This window comes from Leifsonia sp. YAF41, assembly GCF_052113185.1.
In the GTDB taxonomy this organism is placed as follows: Bacteria; Actinomycetota; Actinomycetes; order Actinomycetales; family Microbacteriaceae; genus Cryobacterium.
The window spans coordinates 138,193-156,453 of the sequence record NZ_JBFRCS010000005.1; the positions used below are offsets into that span (position 1 = coordinate 138,193).

Sequence of the window (18,261 nt, forward strand, 5' to 3'; positions counted from 1 at the left end):
GGAGGGGCGGTGCCCAGCGGTCAGCGCGAAGTTGTCCGTGCGAAGCGCTCTACCGGGATTCGGGCGTGCCCGGTTGACGTTTGCCTGCGAGAGCCGACTCGGCCTGAACCTTGGGGCCGAGCGCCGCCCAGAGCACCAGCGCGACACCGACTCCGAGCAGCACTCCTCCCACGGTGTCGCTCAGCCAGTGCGCACCGAGATAGTTTCGGCTCAACATCATGAGGGCCGTGTACACGGCACCGGCGACAGCTACCCACACCCGGGGAAAGACGATGAAAAGCACGGCGGCCATGACCGCTGCGTTCGCCGCGTGCCCCGACGGGTAGGAGCCGAAGTCAGAATGCACGAGGATCTCTTCGGGGCGGGCCCGGCCGAAGAGGTGTTTGAGCACTTGTACGAGTCCGGCGCCGAGCACCGTGGCGATCAGGTAGTAACTCGCGGTCCACGGGCGTTTTGCCAGCAGGAACGCCACGGCGATCGAAATCGGCACGATGAACGTGGCGATGAGACCGCCGCCGACCGCGTTGAAGACAAGCGAAACGTTGATCCAGAACGTCGTGCGCAGCGCGAGGAGCGTGTTCATCCAGGCCGCGTCGACGGCCAGCGGCTGACCCTGGTTTCCGGTCGTGATGTATGCGCCGAGGACGACCGCGAGCACCAGCAACACGATCCCGGCGCCGAGTGCCCAGACCCGGGTCATCCGTTTCACTGTGCCTGGCGCCGCCGACCCCGCCGGCCCCGTCGAACCGAGTTCGTCGCGCGCGTACTGTCCGTCGTGCGCATGTTCTTGCATGCCTCCATGCTAGGTGCGCCCCGACGAGTCAGTGCGTGAGCGCCGGCACCGTGACCGGGCGCACGACGGCCCAGAGCACGACAATGCCCACCACCGATGTGGCGATCATCACAACGCCCATCGACGCGGCGCTGCCGACCCCGATCAACCCGACAACCGGCGAGATCAAGCCGGCGATTCCGAAGTTCGCGGCCCCGAGCAGAGACGCCGCGGTTCCGGCCTCGTGACCGTGCGCGTTGAGGGCGAGCACTTGGGTGCACGGAAAGGTGAAGCCGCAGGCGGTGATGAAGAACCAGAGCGGAATCAGCGTTCCCCAGAGGCCGGCCCCGGCCAGGTCCAACACGACGATGGCCGTCGCCGTGATCCCGAGGGTGGCGGTCGCCATCACCAGAATCCACTGCGGTCCGACGTTCAGCCGGTGCATCAGATAGGAGCTGGTCTGCACGCCCACGATGACACCGAGCGAGTTGATCGCGAAGAGGAGTCCGTATTGCTGCGGGGTGAACAGATAGACCTGTTGGAACAAGAACGGGGATGCCGCGAGATAGGAGAACAGACCGGTGAAGGTCATTGCGCCCACGATCGCCACCCCGACAAAGACCTTGTCGGAGAGCACCGCCCGATAGCGCTGCCCGAGTGTGCTGTGCCCGGCCACATGCCGTTCGGCGATGGGAAGGGTCTCGACGATCCACAGGGCGACAGCGAGAATCACGACGGCGCCGTAGGCCGCGAGCACCCAGAAGATGCCGCGCCAGTTCATCACCAGGAGCAGCTGTGAGCCGAGCACCGGCGCGATCACCGGCGCGAGTCCGCTGATCAGCGCCAGTCGCGAGAGCATCTTGACCAGCGGCTTGCCGCCGAACAGGTCACGCACCATCGCCATCGCGACGACTCCGCCGGCCGCGGCACCGAAGCCCTGCAACACGCGGAACAGGCTCAGCCAGAGAATGTCCTGCGACATCGCGGCACCCACACAGGCCAGCACGTGAAACCCCGTTGCGAGCAGCAGCGGCAGCCGGCGGCCGACCTTGTCGCTCCACGGACCGACGACAAGTTGCCCGAAGCCGAAGCCGAGCATGGTTCCGGTCAAGGTCAGCTGGATGGCGGCGGCCGAGACACCGAGATCGGCCTCGAGAGTCGGAAAGGCCGGAAGGTAGAGGTCGACGGTGAACGGGCCGAGCGCGGTGAGCGCCCCCAGAACGATGATGTAGATGATCCGCTGGCCGCGCGACAGAGCGTCGCCCGGGTGGTGAATGATGCTCACGTGGCTGTGTCCTTGAGGTGGTGGGTGAACAGGGGCTCTGCTCCACGCGTCACTCAGGTCATGCAGCGGGAGGCGAATCTGGCCGGCTCCGCGCCGGCCGCCAGATCTGCACTACTTCGTCATCGAATCGATTCGATTGTGGCTGCGCTGAGTCTATCTGAAGGCTGCGAACGCGCAGCCCACCGACTCGGATTGGCCTCGGCGCGTCGGCTGAGCAGCACGGCGAACGCGTGGTGCTAGCCTCACTTCTCACGAGCGCTGCAGTCCAGAGCGGGGACGCGGCCGGCCAGCGCGGACTCCTGGACGGCGCGGCTTCGACACCCACGCCCCGCCCCTTCCCCGCGAAAGTCGGTTCCACCATGCACGTTGATCTCTCCGCTCCACTCCTGCCCGATTACCGCAGCAGCCAGGTTGATCCACCGGATTTCGACCAGTTCTGGTCGGACACCCTCACCGAATCCCGCAGCCGCGCGGGCGACGTGAGCGTGGTTGCCGTCGACAGCCCGCTGACCAGCATTGACGTCTTCGACGTGACCTTCTCCGGGTTCGAGGGGCAGCCAATCCGGGCGTGGTTGCGCGTGCCGGCCGGGGCGAATGCGCCGCTTCCCGCCATCGTCGAATTCATCGGCTACGGCGGAGGTCGCGGCCACGCGCTCGAGGACCTGCTCTGGGCATCCGCCGGCTTCGTCAGTTTTCACATGGACACCCGTGGCCAGGGCTCGGGGTGGAGCATCGGGGACACCCCCGATCCGGCCGGGGCGGGCCCACAGTCTCCCGGCGTGATGACCCGCGGGATCGAAACCAAAGAGACCTATTACTATCGCCGCGTGTTCGCTGATGCGGTGCGAGCGATCGAGACGGTGCGCGGTTTTGAGATCGTTGACGCCTCCCGAGTCGCGGTCTTTGGTCGCAGCCAAGGCGGCGGGATCAGCCTCGCCGTGAGCGGACTCGTCCCCGATCTCGCCGCCGTCGCCCCCTGCGTCCCGTTCCTCTGCGACTTCCCCCGGGCGACCGTTGTGACGGATGCCTACCCCTACAAAGAGATCGGCTCCTATCTGGCGGTGCACCGCGACAAAGTCGAGAGCGCACACGGCGTTCTGGCTTACTTCGACGGCGTCAATTTCGCCAAGCGCGCCAGCGCCCCTGCCCTGTTCTCGGCGAGCATGATGGACGACGTCTGCCCTCCGTCGACCATTTATGGCGCCTACAACGTCTACGGCGGCGACAAGGAGATCTCGCTCTGGCAGTACAACGGGCACGAGGGCGGAGGAATCCTCGATGAAGAACGCGCGCTCGCCTTCTTCACCGCGGCCTTCAATCGGGTGGAGTCAGCGACCGCCTGATCACGTCGTCGGGGTCGCGGTGAGCGGGTCGGCGAGGAGCGCCTGGAAGGCCGCTTCCGCTGCTCCGACCATCAGTCGGTCTTCGCCCAGGGCCGCAACACGAATCTCGATGCCCTCGAAGGCCGCGGGAATAGCCTGTGCCGCGACGGCGGCGTGAAGCGCATCGCTGTCGCTCAGCGCAATCGTCGCGAGAAAACCTCCGAGCACGACGAGTGAAGGATTGAGCACGTTGATCGCGTTGCAGAGCGCCGTGGCGAGGATGCGCCGTTGCCGGGCGAGCTCCTCCGTCACTTCCACCGTGTCGGAGTCCCGGAGCGCTCGTTCGAGCGCCGGCTCGTCGGCAGCGCTCAGCCCGACGACGTCAAGCAGTCGCGACCGGCTGACCTCATCTTCGAGAACCCCCTCGCCGTGCCGGCGGCTGTCCGCCGCGGAGATGCCGGGCCGATTCTGACCGAACTCGCCCGCATATCCGCCGGCTCCACCGACGGGGCGGCCGTTCACGATCAGGCCCCCGCCGATTCCACTCGCGCCACCGTTGAGGTAGACGACATCATCACAGCCACGACCGGCACCGAACAGGTGCTCGGCCAGCACGCCGAGGCTCGCGTCGTTGCCGACGACCGTCGGCAGTCCCGTCGCCGCCCCGACCAACGTGCCGATGGGCGCGTCAGACCAGTGAAGGTGCGGCGCCCAGCGCACAAGTCCGTCAGAGGCCCGAACCAATCCGGGGATCGCCAGCCCGCAAGCGACAAGCCGGGAATCGCGGAGCTCCGCCCGGGTCCACCGAACGATTGTGGCGGCAACGAGGCTCGCCGTCTCGTCAGGGCTGATGATGTGGTCGACGTCAATGCGCTCGCGGATGATCACACGTCCGCCGAGACCGACCGCGGCAATCGTCACCGCATCGACTTCGGGGTTGACGGCGATCACGGCGATGCGCTCATCAGCGGCGACGACCGGCGACGGCCGACCGACGCGATTGGTGGGATCTGGGGCCAACTCTGTGACAAGCCCGAGCTCGACAAGCTCGGCGACGAGCGTGGCGATCGTCGATCGATTCAGACCGGTCGTCTGAGTCAGCTGGGCCCTCGAGAGACGAGCGTGCTGGTGAACCAGCCGGAGCACTTTCGAGAGGTTTCGGCGATGCACGCCATCGAACGCCGCTCCGGTATCTACCACCATCCCACCATAGGACGTCAGGCGAACGATCCGACCGTGTCACGCACCCGAGCCCTAGCGCCAACACCCTCACCCCTGTAATATGTTCTAACGCGCAACAAATCACCAATGAAGCTGAAGGACGCACCCTCATGGCCTTGACACCCACCCCCGCTGACAAGTTCTCCTTTGGTCTGTGGACCATCGGCTACAACGGAACCGACCCGTTCGGCGGCCCGACCCGCCCCAACCTTGACGTGGTCGAGGCCGTCACCCGCCTCGCCGAGCTCGGCGCGTACGGGCTCACCTTCCACGACGACGACCTCTTCGCGTTCGGTTCCGCCGATGCAGCTCGTCAGAAGCAGATCGACCGCCTCAAGCAGGTGCTCGCCGACACCGGCGTCATCGTGCCGATGATCACCACGAACCTCTTCAGCGCTCCCGTCTTCAAAGACGGCGGCTTCACCTCCAACGATCGTGCCGTGCGCCGGTTCGCCCTCCGCAAGGTGCTGCGCAACCTCGACCTGGCCGCTGAGCTCGGCGCGAAGACCTTCGTGATGTGGGGCGGCCGCGAGGGCGCGGAGTACGACGCTGCCAAGGACATCCGTTCGGCCCTCGGCCGCTACCGCGAAGCCGTGAACCTGCTCGGTGACTATGTGACCGACAAGGGCTACGACATCCGCTTCGCAATCGAGCCGAAGCCGAACGAGCCGCGCGGCGACATCCTGTTGCCGACGCTCGGCCACGCCATCGCGTTCATCAACACGCTGGATCGCCCCGAGCTCGTCGGCGTGAACCCCGAGGTCGGGCACGAGCAGATGGCCGGGCTCAACTTCACCGCCGGAATCGCCCAGGCACTGGATGCCGGCAAGTTGTTCCACATCGACCTGAACGGTCAGCGCGGCGTCAAGTACGACCAGGATCTGGTCTTCGGCCACGGCGACCTGCAGAACGCGTTCTCACTCGTCGACCTGCTTGAGAACGGTGGCCCGAACGGTGGGCGGGCCTACGACGGACCGCGCCACTTCGACTACAAGCCGTCCCGCACCGAAGACATCACCGGCGTCTGGGACTCCGCTGCGGCGAACATGCGCACCTACCTGCTGCTCAAGGAGCGCGCTGCGGCCTTCCGAGCCGACCCCGAGGTGCAGGAGGCGCTGGCTGCCTCGCGCGTTCCCGAGCTCGCGCTGCCCACCCTGGCTGCCGGTGAAAGCTACGACGACCTGCTCGCCGACCGTTCGGCCTACGAGGACTTCGACACGCAGGAGTACCTGGGCGGCAAGGGATTCGGTTTCGTGCGCCTGCAGCAGTTGGCGCTGGAGCACTTGATGGGCGCGCGGGGCTAGTTTTCGTGGGGACCCAATTCAGGAACGGAGGTGTGTCGGCCCGGGTTTCACCGCTCTCGGGGGCCGACACGCCTCTCTGTTCCTGAATGAGGTCCCGTTTTCTCCGCTTTCTCTGTTCCCCCTTCACCTCCTAGGAGCCCCCATGCCACGTGTCGCCGGAGTCGATTCCTCGACGCAGAGCTGCAAGATTGTGATTCGCGACGCCGAGACCGGCGCGCTGGTGCGCACGGGGCGCGCGGCGCATCCCGACGGGACCGAGGTCGATCCGGCCGCCTGGTGGGGCGCGCTGCACACCGCAATTGCGGATGCCGGCGGTCTCGACGATGTGTCGGCCATCGCGGTCGCCGCGCAGCAGCACGGCATGGTCGTGCTCGACGAGGACGGCCGTGTCATTCGCCCGGCTTTGCTCTGGAATGACACGCGCAGCGCACCGGCCGCCGCCGATCTGATCGCCGAGGTCGGCGCCGGCGAACTCGCCCGACGCACCGGTTCGGTGCCCGTGGCGTCGTTCACCATCACGAAACTGCGCTGGCTGCGAGATGCCGAACCCGAGAATGCGGCGCGGGTGGCCGCGGTGGCGCTCCCCCACGACTGGCTGACCTGGCGCCTGCGTGGCTTCGGCCCGGCCGGCGAGAGCGAGCTCGGCCCGGTGCTCGAGGAGCTGACGACGGATCGCTCCGACGCGAGCGGCACCGGCTACTGGTCGCCGGTCACCGGCGACTATGACCTCGAGTTGCTCGAAGCTGCGCTTGGACATCGTGCGATTCTGCCGCGCGTGCTCGCCCCCGGGAGGTCGCCGGGGGTCACCGCTCGGCAGCCTGCGGTTCACATCAGCGGAGATCCTTCCCCAACGACCCAGACTTCGGGCCATTCGGTGCCGTCTGACGCAGAATCTCCGCAGTTCGGCACCGGCTCCCGTGGTGCTGACATCCCCGCCGGGATCGTGATCGGTGCCGGTGCCGGTGACAACGCCGGCGCAGCCCTCGGCCTCGGGGCCAGCACCGGCGACGTCATCGTCTCGATCGGCACGAGCGGAACGGTGTTCGCCGTGACCGGGCAGCCGGCAACGGATGCGACGGGCACCGTCGCCGGGTTCGCCGACGCGGGCGGCGCGTACCTCCCCCTGGTGGCCACCTTGAACGCCGCCCGGGTGCTCGATTCCATTGCCGCGCTACTCGCAGCGGACTTTGACGAGTTCGGAACCCTGGCCCTGGCCGCCGAACCCGGAGCCGGGGGGCTTGTGCTTCAGCCCTATTTCGAGGGCGAACGCACGCCCAACCTGCCCGACGCCACGGCATCCGTGTTCGGAATGACCCTCGCCTCAACGACCCGGCCGAACCTTGCGCGGGCCGCCATCGAAGGACTGCTCTGCGGGCTGGCCGACGGACTCGATGCCGTGCGCGCGCAGGGGGTGAGCGCCGACCGGCTCTTGCTCATCGGCGGTGCCGCACAGAATCCAGCGGTGCAGGCGATCGCCGCGCAGGTCTTCGCCGTGCCGGTGCAGGTGCCGACGCCCGGTGAATACGTGGCCGATGGGGCTGCGGTGCAGGCGGCCTGGGCGCTGACGGGCACCCGCCCCACCTGGCCGCTCGCTCTCGTCGCGGCGCCGGCGCCCGATCACCGGCCGGTCATTCGCGAGCAGTACGCCGCGCGGCGCTGACCGCCGCCACCCGCGCCCCGTTTCATCCGTTTCACCCGTTTCATCCGTTTCATCCGTTTCATCCGCGTCACGTGTGGCTAACTCCGGTAATCCCGGAAGCCTCCGGTTCGGGCCCGCGGAATTCCGCGCCAGTTTCGGCACTGCCTCCCGGATTGCAGGAGTTAGCCACCACAAGAGCGAGCGAGGGCGGCACCAGCCTCGTGCAAATAGCGCAGCGGGTCGGCGAGCGCCGCCGAACTGCTTCCGGCGAGGTCGGTCAGCGACACCGCCGCCGCGAACTCCGCCGTCTCGGCCTCGATACCGCCGGCGACCAGCATCGCCGGCACTCCCGCGGCCGCCGCCTGCTCGAGCAGGTATGACGGCACCTTGCCCGCGGCCGATTGTGCGTCGAAACGCCCTTCACCGGTGATGAGAACGGATGCCCCGGCGAGCGCCGCCGGAACACCGAGCGCCTCCCCGACAGCCACGGCCCCCGGGGCGAGTGTGGCGCCCCAGGCCAGCAGGCCGAACGCGGTTCCACCGGCCGCGCCGGCGCCCGCACGTGACGGGTCGACTCGGATCAGCCGCGCCAACCGCGTGAGGTTCGATTCGAGTCCAGCGACCTGCGCGGCGGTCGCACCCTTTTGCGGACCGAACACCGCGGCGGCGCCGTTCACGCCGAGCAACGGATTCGAGACGTCGCAGAGAATCTGCGCTCCGCCGGCGGGAAGCGCGCGCAGTCGCGTCAGGTCGGCTTTGGCGAGGGTTCCCAGACCGCGGTTGCCGAGCCGGATCGGCCGATTCGTCGCGTCCACGAACAGCGCCCCGAGCGCCGCCAGCGCGCCGGCTCCGCCGTCGGTCGAGGCACTGCCGCCGAGCGCGAGCAGCAGCCGCACGACGCCCTCATCGAGCGCCGCGGCAATGGCCTGGCCGAACCCGAGCGTGTGCGCGTCGAGCGGGCGCAACGGGTCGAGCAATGTGAGCCCGCTTGTGTTCGCCAGCTCGACGACTCCGGTGCCGTCCGGCAGGAGCAGCCAACTGCTCGCGACAGAGTGATTGTCTGGCCCCTGCACCTCGACGGGAATCCGTCGTGCGCCCGGCACCGCGGTTTCGAACGCATCGAGTGTGCCCTCGCCGCCGTCGGCCATCGGTAGCAACTGCAGCCGGTCATCCGGCCGCACGGAAGCCCAGCCGTCGGCGATCGCCCGCGCGGCCTCCCCCGCTCGTGCCGTTCCCTTGAACGAGTCGGGCGCAATCACCACGGTCAGCACAGCCATGGCCCCAGCATGCCAGGTACGCGCCGGTGGCGGTCGAGCAGGCGCCACGCAGATGCGCGCGGATGCCGCGACGCCGAACGGATTCTGCGCCCGCGCCCGCGCCTGTACTTCCGCTCGACAAGCACCCAGCATCCGCCCGTCTCACGGCTGGCACACAGCTAACCCTTGAGCGGCTCAAAGAATCGGCGCTTAATGTCGAGGCGGCAACCCTGGCGCGACGAAACGGTGAAATGCGATGAAGAGCTCGATCTACGGCGACCCCGTTCCCCCGAAGAAGGACCGCCGCGAGCAGGCCAGGGAGAAAGCCCGACTGCAACTGGCCGCGGCGCAGAAGCGCGAGCGGCGGGTGAAGTGGGCCTGGCGCGCAGGAATCGGCATCGGCCTGCTCGCCATCGTGACGATCATCGCGCTCGTGATTGCAGGCAGTGCGCGCACCACCGGCACCGGCCCGCTCAACATGGCCAGCGACGGCATCCTGCTCACCGGAGACGGCACCACCGTCACCGCAGTGACAACACCGGCGCTCGCGGCCGATGCCAAGCCCGTCGCCACCGATCTGGCCAACTATCCCAACACCGTCAACATCGTCACCTACGTCGACTATCTCTGCCCGTTCTGCGGAGAATTCGAAACCGCGAACTCGGCCCAGATCACCGGCTGGGTCACGGCCGGCAACGCCACCCTCGAAGTGCACCCCCTGTCGATCCTCGACAGCGCGTCGAAGGGCACCAAGTACTCGACCCGCTCGGCCAACGCCGCGGCCTGTGTCGCCAACTACGATCCGAACAGTTTTCTCGCGGTGAACAGCGCCCTCTTCGCGAATCAGCCGAAAGAGAACACCGAGGGGCTGACCAACGCGCAACTGACATCCCTGGTGACGGATGCCGGGGCCAGCGACCCGAAGATCGCCAGCTGCATCGCCGACGAAGAGTTCTCGCCCTGGGTGGCCGCGGCGACGAATCGCGCGCTGGCCGGCCCGCTGCCGAACGCGAACATCCCGAAGGTGAACGGAACCCCGACCGTGCTCGTCAATGGAAAGGCCTACACGGGCGCATTCGGCGACGCCGCCGCGTTCCAGGCCTTCGTGACGCAGCAGGCCGCCGCCGGAGCCGAGTCAACGGCCACCCCCACCCCGACGCCGACGCCGTAGCCAGAGGCAAAAGCCGCAGCCGCCAGTCAGAATCCGCCCACCGAATTCCGGACCACAAAGATGTCAGCACACACCGCCCAGAATGCACACCCGTCACCAAGAACCGCACACATCGTGCGGCATGCGCTGACCGTTGCGGCTTGCGCTGACGCCGACGGCTGGGGTGACGGATGCCGCCGGACCCGCGACACCCCGCAAAGCCCGACTCAGCCCTCTCGTCAATGGTGCCGATAGGGTCGACCCTGATGAGACGCGCCAATTCGTTCCCCCGTCGCCTGTGGGCTGCTGCCCTGATCCTCGCGATCGGGGTGGGTGGCGGAGCGTTGAGCCTGGGCGCCGTGGCCGAACCGGCCCACGCCGCATTGCCAGCGGCGGCCACAATGCCCCCGCCGCCCGACCCGGCCGACTTCGACCCCGGTCTCATCATCAGCGACTACGACTTCTTCAACCCCGACTCGATGACCGAGGCCGGCATTCAAGCCTTTCTCGAGGCGCAGAACTGCCGCCCGAAAGACGACTCCCCCTGCCTTGCCGACTACCGCCAGACCACGGTCTCCCAGCCCAGCGAAGGCCCGGGTCACTGCACCAACTACGTCGGGGCCCGCAATGAGAAGGCCAGCCGCATCATCGCGAAGGTGGCCTCGGCCTGCACGATCAGTCCGCGGGTGCTGCTCGTGCTGCTGCAGAAGGAGCAGTCGCTGCTCACCCGGCCGAGCGAATCCGGCTACCTGCGTGCCGCCGGCTACGGCTGCCCCGACACGGCCGACTGCGACACCAAGTATTTCGGCTTCTTCAACCAGGTCTACAACGCCGCCTGGCAGTTTCGGCAGTACAGCCAGGAGCCAGAGCGCACCTACAAGATCGGCACCGTCGACGTCGGATTCAACCCGAACGCCGAGTGCGGGTCGAAGCCGGTCACGATTGCAAACCAGGCCACGGCCAACCTCTACAACTACACGCCATACCAGCCGAACCGGTCGGCGTTGAAGAGCGCGAAGAGTGAGGGCGACGGATGCTCCGCCTGGGGCAATCTCAATTTCTGGACGTTCTACACAACCTGGTTCGGCCCCTCGACCGACGGCCCGTACCCGGCCTTCCTCGGCAACTGCCTGAGCCTGCCAGGCGGCCAGCCGTGCGTCCCGCCCAGCCTGTTGCCGCGCATCTGAGTTCCCTCTCAGCCTGACGTCCCATCGTTCACGATCGCTGCATTCCGGCGTAGCGTGACAGCGTGAGCACGCTGGACCCGGGGCCGCTGGTAACGGTCGCGAACTTTCGAATGGACTTCGGCAAGACCACGGTCATCCGCGATCTGTCGTTCACGATTGAGCGCGGTGAGACGTTCGGTTTCTTGGGCAGCAACGGCTCGGGCAAGACCACGACGATTCGGGCGTTGCTGGGCATCTACCAGCCGACCGCGGGCATCCTGCACATCGACGGCCGGCCGTTCACGCCCGAAACCAGCGGGCGGCTGGGCTATCTGCCCGAAGAGCGCGGACTCTATAAGAAGGAGTCGGTGATCGATGTGATGGTCTACTTCGGTCTGCTCAAAGGTCTCGGCCGCGAGCAAGCACGCCGGTGGTCGATCGACTATCTCGACCGGGTCGGTTTGGCCGACAAGGAGCGCACCCGCCTCGACAAACTCTCGAGCGGCCAGCAGCAGAAAGTGCAGCTCGGCGTCACGGTGATGAATGAACCGGAGCTGCTCATTCTTGACGAACCGACGAAAGGGTTCGACCCGGTCAACCGGCGGCTGCTGATGGACATCATCGAAGACCAGAAACGGGCCGGCTCCACGGTGATGATGGTCACCCACCAGATGGAAGAGGTCGAACGCCTCTGCGACCGGGTGATCCTGCTCAAAGACGGGGTGTCTCGCGCCTATGGCACCGTCGCCGACGTGCAAGACGAGTTCGGGGGTACCGTCATCCAGATCGATCACGACGGGGTGATCCCCGAGGATGCCGCCTACCGCTGCATCCAAGACGCGCACGGGCACGCCGAGCTTGAGCTCAGCCCCGATGCGGATGCCGCGGCGGTGCTCGCGAGACTCGTCGCCTCAGGCATCGGCATCAGCCGGTTCACTCCGACTCGTCGTTCTCTCGAGGACATCTTCATCGAGGTCTACGGCCCAGACGCCGATCGCGAATCTGACCGAGCGGAGGCGTGACATGGCCAGGCACAATCTCGGCACCGTCGTGCGATTCGAGTTCGTCCGCACGGTCACGAAGCGCAGGTTCTGGGTGGCGACACTGTTCGTCCCGGTTGTTCTCATCGTCGTGTTCTCCCTGGTCTTCGTCTCGAACAACTCCCGCACTCAGTCGGAAGCCGCGCAGAAGAACGCGCACTTCTCGTTCGAATACACCGATGCGTCGGGCGTGGTGCTCCCCTCCGTTGTCGACGCGGCCGGCGGAACTCTCGCGCCGAGCACCGAGGCCGGCGTGGCGGCGGTGAAAGCGGGAACAATCGACGCCTTCTTCGCCTATCCGGCCGAGCCGGCCACCCAGAAGATCCAAGTGTTCGGCGCCGACATCGGGGTGTTCAACAACGGCGAGTATGCCTCGGTGGCCCAATCGATCCTGCAGACCAGTGCGGCCGAACGCCTGGGCTCGCCTGAGCTGACGAGCATCGCGGCCGGCAACCTCACGACGAACACCATCACGTATTCGAACGGGACCGTGTCCGGAGGCTTCAACGGGGTATTTCCTCCGCTGATCTTCCTGGCCATCTTCTACGCGGTCATTCTGCTGCTCGGCAACCAGATGCTGAGCGCGACGCTGGAGGAGAAGGAGAACCGGGTCACCGAGATGATTCTGACCACGATCAACCCAACGAGTCTGATCCTCGGCAAAATCGTGTCGCTGCTGTTCATCGGAATTGTTCAGATGCTGGTCTTCGCCCTGCCCTTTGTGCTCGGCTACGTCTTCTTTCGCACTCAGCTCAACATCCCGAATCTCGACCTCGCCGCACTCACCTTCGACCCGCAACAGATGATCGTCGGCACGCTCATTCTGCTCGGCGGTTTCGCCCTGTTCACCGGCACCCTGGTGGCACTCGGCGCCGCCATGCCGACGGTGAAGGATGCCGGCCCGATCTACGGCGCACTGATGGTGCTGATCTTCGTGCCGTTCTACACGATCTCGCTGATCATCAGCGACCCGACCGCGCTCATCGTGCAGATCTTCTCCTTCTTTCCGTACTCAGCGCCGGTGACGGCGCTGCTGCGGAATGCCTTCGGCACGCTTCCGCTCTGGCAGGCGATCATCATCATCGCCGAGCTCTGGATTCTGGCCGCCCTGGTGCTGCGCCTAGCGGTTCGGCTGTTTCGCTACGGATCGATCGAGTACTCCCGCAAGATCTCGATTCGGGAGGTGATGCAGTCCGCGAGGCGTCCGGTGAAGCAACGCGAACTGCCGCCGGTCGCTCACGGCTGAGCGTGCCTATTCGTAGCGGAGCGCATCGATCGGATTCTGCCGGGCCGCCCGGCGGGCCGGCAGCGTGCCGGCGAGAAAGGCGATCAGCATCACGACGAGGATGATGATCGCGATCGACCCGGGTGCGAACTGCATCAGGTGCAAGCCGGGCAGGCCGGACAACACGGTGTTGGCGAGCGCGTCGCTGACGACGGAGCCGAGAATGATTGCGACAAGCGCGCCGATCGCGCTGCCGAGAAAACCGATGAACACCGCTTCCATGCTGAACAGGGCGTACACCTTGCCGCCGCTCATACCCATGGCCTTCATCAGCCCGATCTCCCGGGTTCTCTCCTGCACACTCATCAGCAGAGTGTTGATGATGCCGAATCCAGCGGCGATCAGCGCGATCACCGCGAAGGCGTTGAGCACACCGATGATGCCGTTGATGACGGTTTCGAACGACCCGATCTGATCGGCGACGGTGAGCGCGGTGAACCCTTGATCGGCGAGATCATTCTTGATCGTGTCGACCTCGGCGGTCGTCGAACCCGAAGCAATGCGCGCGGTCGCGACCTGATAGCCGAGTGGGAGTCCGGCGGGCCGGCCGGTCGCCTGGATCCGGCTCAGTTCAGTGGTCAGCTGCTGGTTCAGGCCGACGCCGCTGCCGAGCAGCGTCTCGTTCTGCACCCCGACCACCGTCGCCGGCACTTCGTGTGCCGTGCCTTGATAGTCGTTCACGCCGATCGTGACCGCCTCGCCGATCGCCGCTTCGGCACTCGCGAAGCCGAGATTCTCCAGATAGGAGGTGGGCAGCATCACCTCGTTCTCGGTCGAGTTCTCGCTCAGTTGCCCGCCGGCGGCGAGGTCGGCTTTCGTCAGTGTCGCCCCCGGATTGACGGTGATCACGTACTTGCCGTTGTCGGCGAATTCGATGAAGGTCGGCGTCACCCTTGTGATCGGGTTCACGTCGCTGAGGCCGGGTGTCGCTTCGATCACGGTGAGGTCTTCGGCGCTGATCGGGGTGATGGTCACACCGGGCGGGCCGCCGTTGACGGTGGCCTGGTTCGGGTCGTATTTCGCGGGTCCGTCGCTTGCGGACGTCGACGCATCCGTGGTCTTCGTGATCGTCAGCACGTCGGCGGCGCCGATCGCTTCGACCTGCGCGTTGATGTAGTTCGAGATGCCTGTGCCGATCGCGCTGGTGATCGTCAGCGTGAATGCGCCGATGAAGATGGCCACCACGGTGAGCCCGGTGCGTAATTTGCTGCGAAAGCTGTTGCCGATCGCGGTGCGCACCAGGTCGAGCGGATTCATGATTCGGAACCCGGCTGGTCGCTCGACGTGTCGCGCGGGTGCAACAGGCGTTCCTGCGTCGGGTCTTCCACGCCGTCGCGCAGAAACAGTTGCCGGTCGCAGCGCTCCGCCAGCTCGACATCGTGGGTGACGATGACGAGGGTGATCCCGTTCTCCCTGTTGAGGTCGAACAGGATGTCCTCGACCAGTTTTCCCGTGGCCGTGTCGAGGTTGCCGGTCGGCTCATCGGCGAAGATCACCTTCGGGTTGTTCACGAGGGCCCGCGCGATCACCACCCGCTGCTTCTGACCGCCCGAGAGGTTGATCGCCTTGTTCTTGGCCTTGTCGGCGAGTTCCAGCTGTTCCAGCGCCGCCATTCCGCGAGCCTTCCGCTCCGTCGGGCCGACCCCGGCGATCTTGAGCGGCAGGATCACGTTGTCGAGCACCGTCGCATTCGGGGTGAGGAAGAACTGCTGAAACACGAACCCGAAGTCTTCATTGCGCAGCCGGTTCACCGCCGCAGTCTTGAGTTGTCGCGCATCCGTGCCTTCGACCAGCAGCACCCCACTGTCGGGGTTGTCGAGCAACGCGAGCAGATGCATCAGCGTGGACTTGCCCGACCCGCTCTTGCCGACGATCGCGATCGACTCCCCGGCGCCGATCTCGAGGGACACCCCTTTCAACGCGTCGAAGCGGCTGGCGCCGTGCCCATATGACTTGTGGATGTCTGTGGCCACCAAAACGGGTTCGCTCACGACCGCACCGCCCTTCTGTGCAGTGCACGATAGCGCGCTGCGCAGAGCAGAGTAGCGCGGCTACTCGGAATCAGGCTGAAAGTTCGGGAGGACGGAGGGGCCGGGGCGCGTCGGTCGACCGTGTCAGGCCGGGTCAAGCCTCGACAGGCCACCGTGCGCCGTCAACCGACCGCTGGGGCCGGCGGTGGCATGGGCGCCACCGGTGTCGGCGGGTGCGCGATCATCTCAGGCGCACGCGAGACGAGCAGCCAGGCCGGCAGAATTGAAATGCACAGCACGCTGAGCACCGAGATGTCGCCCACGATGACCACGGCCAGAAACAGTGCGAGCCACCCGTCACGGGCGATCACCAGAATCAGCCCGAGCGTCGCGCTGGCGATGGCGAGACCGAGCGGCACGTCGGGCAGTAGAACGTGCGCGATCAACCCGAGATCCACGCCGATGAACACCGACGGAAAAATGCGGCCGCCCCGAAAACCGGCGGCGGCAGCGATCATCAGGGCGAGGATTTTCACCACGACGATGAGCACCAGTGCGCCCAGGGAGTAGCTCGACGCGTTGCTCAACAGCTCCTCCGATTGCTCGGCGCCCTTGAACAGGGTGATCGGGCCGCCGATCGCACCGAGAATGCCGAGAATTACGCCGCCGAGGGTGGTGAAGAGGATGGGGCTCCCGAGCCCGTGGAAGAACCGGTGAAGCGCGGGAAAGACGTAGACGACGGCCAGCCCGACGAGGGTCGCCCCGATTGCAATGACGATGCTGCCGCCGATGTCGAAACCGTTGGGGACTCCGAGGGGTGGGAGCTTCAGGATCGCCAGCGGTGGCCCGAGCACTGACATGGTCATCGCACCGGCGCCGGCCGAAACCAGAGGCAGAAAAAGCCGGTCGAAAAGTGACCCTCCGGTTTTCAACGCGGCGACGATACCGGTGAAGACCAGTGCGGCCGCGACCGGGGTGCCGAACAGCGCGCCGATGGTTCCCGAGGCGACGAGCATGACGACCATGGTGATGGGAATCTTCGGCGCGATCCACCGCACCAGGACGACGAGCAGCGCCGAATTGATCGCGATGATCGGGTTTTCGGGGCCGAGACTGACGCCGCCGGCAAGTCCCAGCACGGCCACCACAGCAAGCGAGGGAAGGGCGATCAGCGGAAGCGGTGGTGCGATGAGCTCTGTCGTCGCACTGTCGCGACCACCATGACCGGGTACGAACGCCACGATCAGGCCGACCGCCAGCCCGGTGAGGCTCAGCGTGCCGAAGATCCACCGGCCGGAGGTGGGGTCGGCTCCGACCCAGCCGGGCACGGTTTGCCAGAGAAAGTCTTGAAGAAAATGGGCGAGCTCGTCGAGGGCGAACAACACGACGGCAGAGACCACCCCGATGGCGATCGCCGGAAGCGACAGAACGATCAGTGTGCGAGGAGTGAGGTCGATCGGCGTGGGGGGCGGCCCGCCGTCGGCGTTGCCGCTCACTTGCGTCTCGGCATCCAGGCGGTGACGACCCGGGCGATGGCCAACCCGATGAACAGTTGACCGGCGAGTATCTCGGCGATGGCGAGGGTCTGGCCAGTGGCCGTGACCGGAACGAAGTTGCCGTATCCCGTGGTGCTGAGCGAGGTGAACGAGAAGAACAAGACCTCTGACAGGGAGCCGACCCCCTCGCCCTTGAAGATGTTGCCAGGGATGCTCGCCAGGACATACGCGAAGGTGAAAAACATCCCGATCAAAATGTAGGCCGCGACAACGGCGAAGATGGTCTGCGCGTCGATGACGTCGCGATGGATTTGATGACCGATGACCGCCGCGGGGGCGACTCCGTAGAAGACGACAGCGGCGGCCGTCATGGCCACCTTGACCCAGGTTCCCTCGGCACCGGAGATCCAGACGAGCGCGATGCCCACGGCGGCGACGATGAGAACGACGGTTGCGACGTCTCGGATGACCTTCTTCACTTCGGCGACCCGAAAGATCACCCCGACAGTCAGGAGTTGCACGAGAAGGGCCAGGGCGCTCGGTTGAAGACCGATCTGCGCAGCGCACAACGCATAGGCAACACCGATGAGGAGCATGACGGTGCCGTAGCCGGGTGTCCAGGCGACGATGCGCTCCCAGAAGTGAGCCGGAGGAACGGGAGGCGGCGCGGTGTCAGTCATGCGCGACCTCCTCGACTCAGGCGGAAACGGTCATCGGCGAGTCTGCGCCTCGTCGAAGCGTGCGGCCCGCTGACACAGCGGGAAACTTCACGCTACTCCTGCGGGGTGCGGTTGGCCATGATCTGCGGTCGAGCGTGTCGAGAGCCCTAGTACGCTGAGCGGATGAATGTCGACCGCGTTGACCGCGCCCTCATCGCGGAGCTGAGCAAGGATGCCCGGCTCTCGATCCGCACCCTGGCCGAACGCGTGCACATCTCCCGCACCGCTGCCCACAAGCGGGTGCAGAACCTCATCGCCAACGGCGTCATCACCGGCTTCTCCGCTCATGTGGACCGCAAGTCGATCGGCCTCAACGTGACCGCGCTCGTCATCGTGACGATCGGCGACGCGTCCTTTCCCGGGATGGCCGCGGCGCTCGCCGAACTCCCCTTCGTCGAGTCCGTGCTCGCGGTCAGCGGCGACATCGACTTCGTGGTGACGGTCAGCGCGCCCGACCACGAGAAATTGAGCGCCGTCATCCTCCAGCAGATCCACGAGATGCCCGGCGTCATTGCCACCCGATCGCACCTCGTGCTCGACGAGCGCGCGGGAAATGCACCCGGTGCGCTCCCGGACACTTGGCAACTCTGACGCCATCTCCACGCTACAAATGGCACGCACTCTCGGCACTCCCCA

General features: G+C 66.3%; 16 protein-coding genes. 8 read left to right on the forward strand and 8 right to left on the reverse strand.

Going from position 1 to position 18,261, the window contains the following annotated elements; all coding sequences use genetic code 11:
• Window positions 1–49: 49 nt before the first annotated feature.
• Both AB4Y63_RS06565 and AB4Y63_RS06570 read right to left on the reverse strand, forming a co-directional pair.
• On the reverse strand, window positions 50–793 hold the full coding sequence (locus AB4Y63_RS06565) for a phosphatase PAP2 family protein (protein WP_441790243.1): 744 nt from the start codon (window positions 791–793) through the stop codon (window positions 50–52).
• Window positions 794–821: 28 nt separating this feature from the next.
• Entirely contained in the window at window positions 822–2,057 is a 1,236-nt protein-coding gene (locus AB4Y63_RS06570) for a multidrug effflux MFS transporter (RefSeq protein WP_441790244.1), read from the reverse strand.
• Between the two features lie 359 nt (window positions 2,058–2,416).
• Here AB4Y63_RS06570 and AB4Y63_RS06575 point away from each other — a divergent pair, with 359 nt between their 5' ends.
• Window positions 2,417–3,400 carry an acetylxylan esterase gene (locus AB4Y63_RS06575; protein ID WP_441790245.1) on the forward strand — a complete coding sequence of 328 codons (984 nt, stop codon included), beginning with the start codon at window positions 2,417–2,419 and terminating at the stop codon, window positions 3,398–3,400.
• Here AB4Y63_RS06575 and AB4Y63_RS06580 read toward each other — a convergent pair whose 3' ends face one another.
• Complete coding sequence (locus tag AB4Y63_RS06580; protein WP_441790246.1) at window positions 3,401–4,582, reverse strand: ROK family transcriptional regulator; 1,182 nt, start codon at window positions 4,580–4,582, stop codon at window positions 3,401–3,403.
• A gap of 128 nt (window positions 4,583–4,710) precedes the next feature.
• On the opposite strand from AB4Y63_RS06580, the gene xylA reads away from it, so the two are divergent.
• Both xylA and AB4Y63_RS06590 read left to right on the forward strand, forming a co-directional pair.
• The gene (gene xylA / locus AB4Y63_RS06585) at window positions 4,711–5,904 is read left to right on the forward strand and encodes a xylose isomerase (RefSeq protein WP_441790247.1); all 1,194 of its coding nucleotides are present in this window, start codon (window positions 4,711–4,713) and stop codon (window positions 5,902–5,904) included.
• A gap of 142 nt (window positions 5,905–6,046) precedes the next feature.
• Window positions 6,047–7,564 (forward strand): xylulokinase, encoded by a 1,518-nt coding sequence (locus AB4Y63_RS06590; protein WP_441790248.1) that lies wholly within the window; start codon window positions 6,047–6,049, stop codon window positions 7,562–7,564.
• A 161-nt stretch (window positions 7,565–7,725) separates the two neighbouring features.
• Here the strand turns inward: AB4Y63_RS06590 and AB4Y63_RS06595 are convergent, their stop codons facing one another.
• A complete protein-coding gene (locus AB4Y63_RS06595) occupies window positions 7,726–8,820 on the reverse strand; it encodes a glycerate kinase (RefSeq protein WP_441790249.1) in 1,095 nt (364 codons plus the stop codon).
• 235 nt (window positions 8,821–9,055) lie between these two features.
• Between AB4Y63_RS06595 and AB4Y63_RS06600 the strand changes: the two genes are divergently transcribed.
• The 4 genes from AB4Y63_RS06600 to AB4Y63_RS06615 all read left to right on the forward strand — a co-directional run bounded on the left by AB4Y63_RS06600 (window position 9,056) and on the right by AB4Y63_RS06615 (window position 13,401).
• On the forward strand, window positions 9,056–9,970 hold the full coding sequence (locus AB4Y63_RS06600) for a DsbA family protein (RefSeq protein ID WP_441790250.1): 915 nt from the start codon (window positions 9,056–9,058) through the stop codon (window positions 9,968–9,970).
• A gap of 245 nt (window positions 9,971–10,215) precedes the next feature.
• Complete coding sequence (locus AB4Y63_RS06605; RefSeq protein ID WP_441790251.1) at window positions 10,216–11,136, forward strand: hypothetical protein; 921 nt, start codon at window positions 10,216–10,218, stop codon at window positions 11,134–11,136.
• 110 nt (window positions 11,137–11,246) lie between these two features.
• Complete coding sequence (locus tag AB4Y63_RS06610) at window positions 11,247–12,137, forward strand: ABC transporter ATP-binding protein (protein ID WP_441790313.1); 891 nt, start codon at window positions 11,247–11,249, stop codon at window positions 12,135–12,137.
• Window position 12,138: 1 nt separating this feature from the next.
• The gene (locus tag AB4Y63_RS06615) at window positions 12,139–13,401 is read left to right on the forward strand and encodes an ABC transporter permease (protein ID WP_441790252.1); all 1,263 of its coding nucleotides are present in this window, start codon (window positions 12,139–12,141) and stop codon (window positions 13,399–13,401) included.
• A gap of 6 nt (window positions 13,402–13,407) precedes the next feature.
• Here AB4Y63_RS06615 and AB4Y63_RS06620 read toward each other — a convergent pair whose 3' ends face one another.
• From AB4Y63_RS06620 to AB4Y63_RS06635, 4 genes are all read right to left on the reverse strand, one after another.
• Window positions 13,408–14,697 (reverse strand): ABC transporter permease, encoded by a 1,290-nt coding sequence (locus tag AB4Y63_RS06620; RefSeq protein ID WP_441790253.1) that lies wholly within the window; start codon window positions 14,695–14,697, stop codon window positions 13,408–13,410.
• On the reverse strand, window positions 14,694–15,431 hold the full coding sequence (locus AB4Y63_RS06625; protein WP_441790254.1) for an ABC transporter ATP-binding protein: 738 nt from the start codon (window positions 15,429–15,431) through the stop codon (window positions 14,694–14,696). Before AB4Y63_RS06625 ends, AB4Y63_RS06620 begins: the two co-directional genes overlap by 4 nt.
• A gap of 161 nt (window positions 15,432–15,592) precedes the next feature.
• Entirely contained in the window at window positions 15,593–16,906 is a 1,314-nt protein-coding gene (locus AB4Y63_RS06630) for an ion channel protein (protein WP_441790255.1), read from the reverse strand.
• Window positions 16,903–17,586, reverse strand: coding sequence for a potassium channel family protein (locus AB4Y63_RS06635; protein ID WP_441790256.1), 684 nt, complete (start codon window positions 17,584–17,586; stop codon window positions 16,903–16,905). The genes AB4Y63_RS06630 and AB4Y63_RS06635 overlap by 4 nt, the downstream gene beginning before the upstream one ends.
• Window positions 17,587–17,748: 162 nt before the next feature.
• Between AB4Y63_RS06635 and AB4Y63_RS06640 the strand changes: the two genes are divergently transcribed.
• Window positions 17,749–18,216: an Lrp/AsnC family transcriptional regulator gene (locus AB4Y63_RS06640; protein WP_441790257.1), complete on the forward strand. Its 468-nt coding sequence runs from the start codon at window positions 17,749–17,751 to the stop codon at window positions 18,214–18,216.
• Window positions 18,217–18,261: the final 45 nt, after the last annotated feature.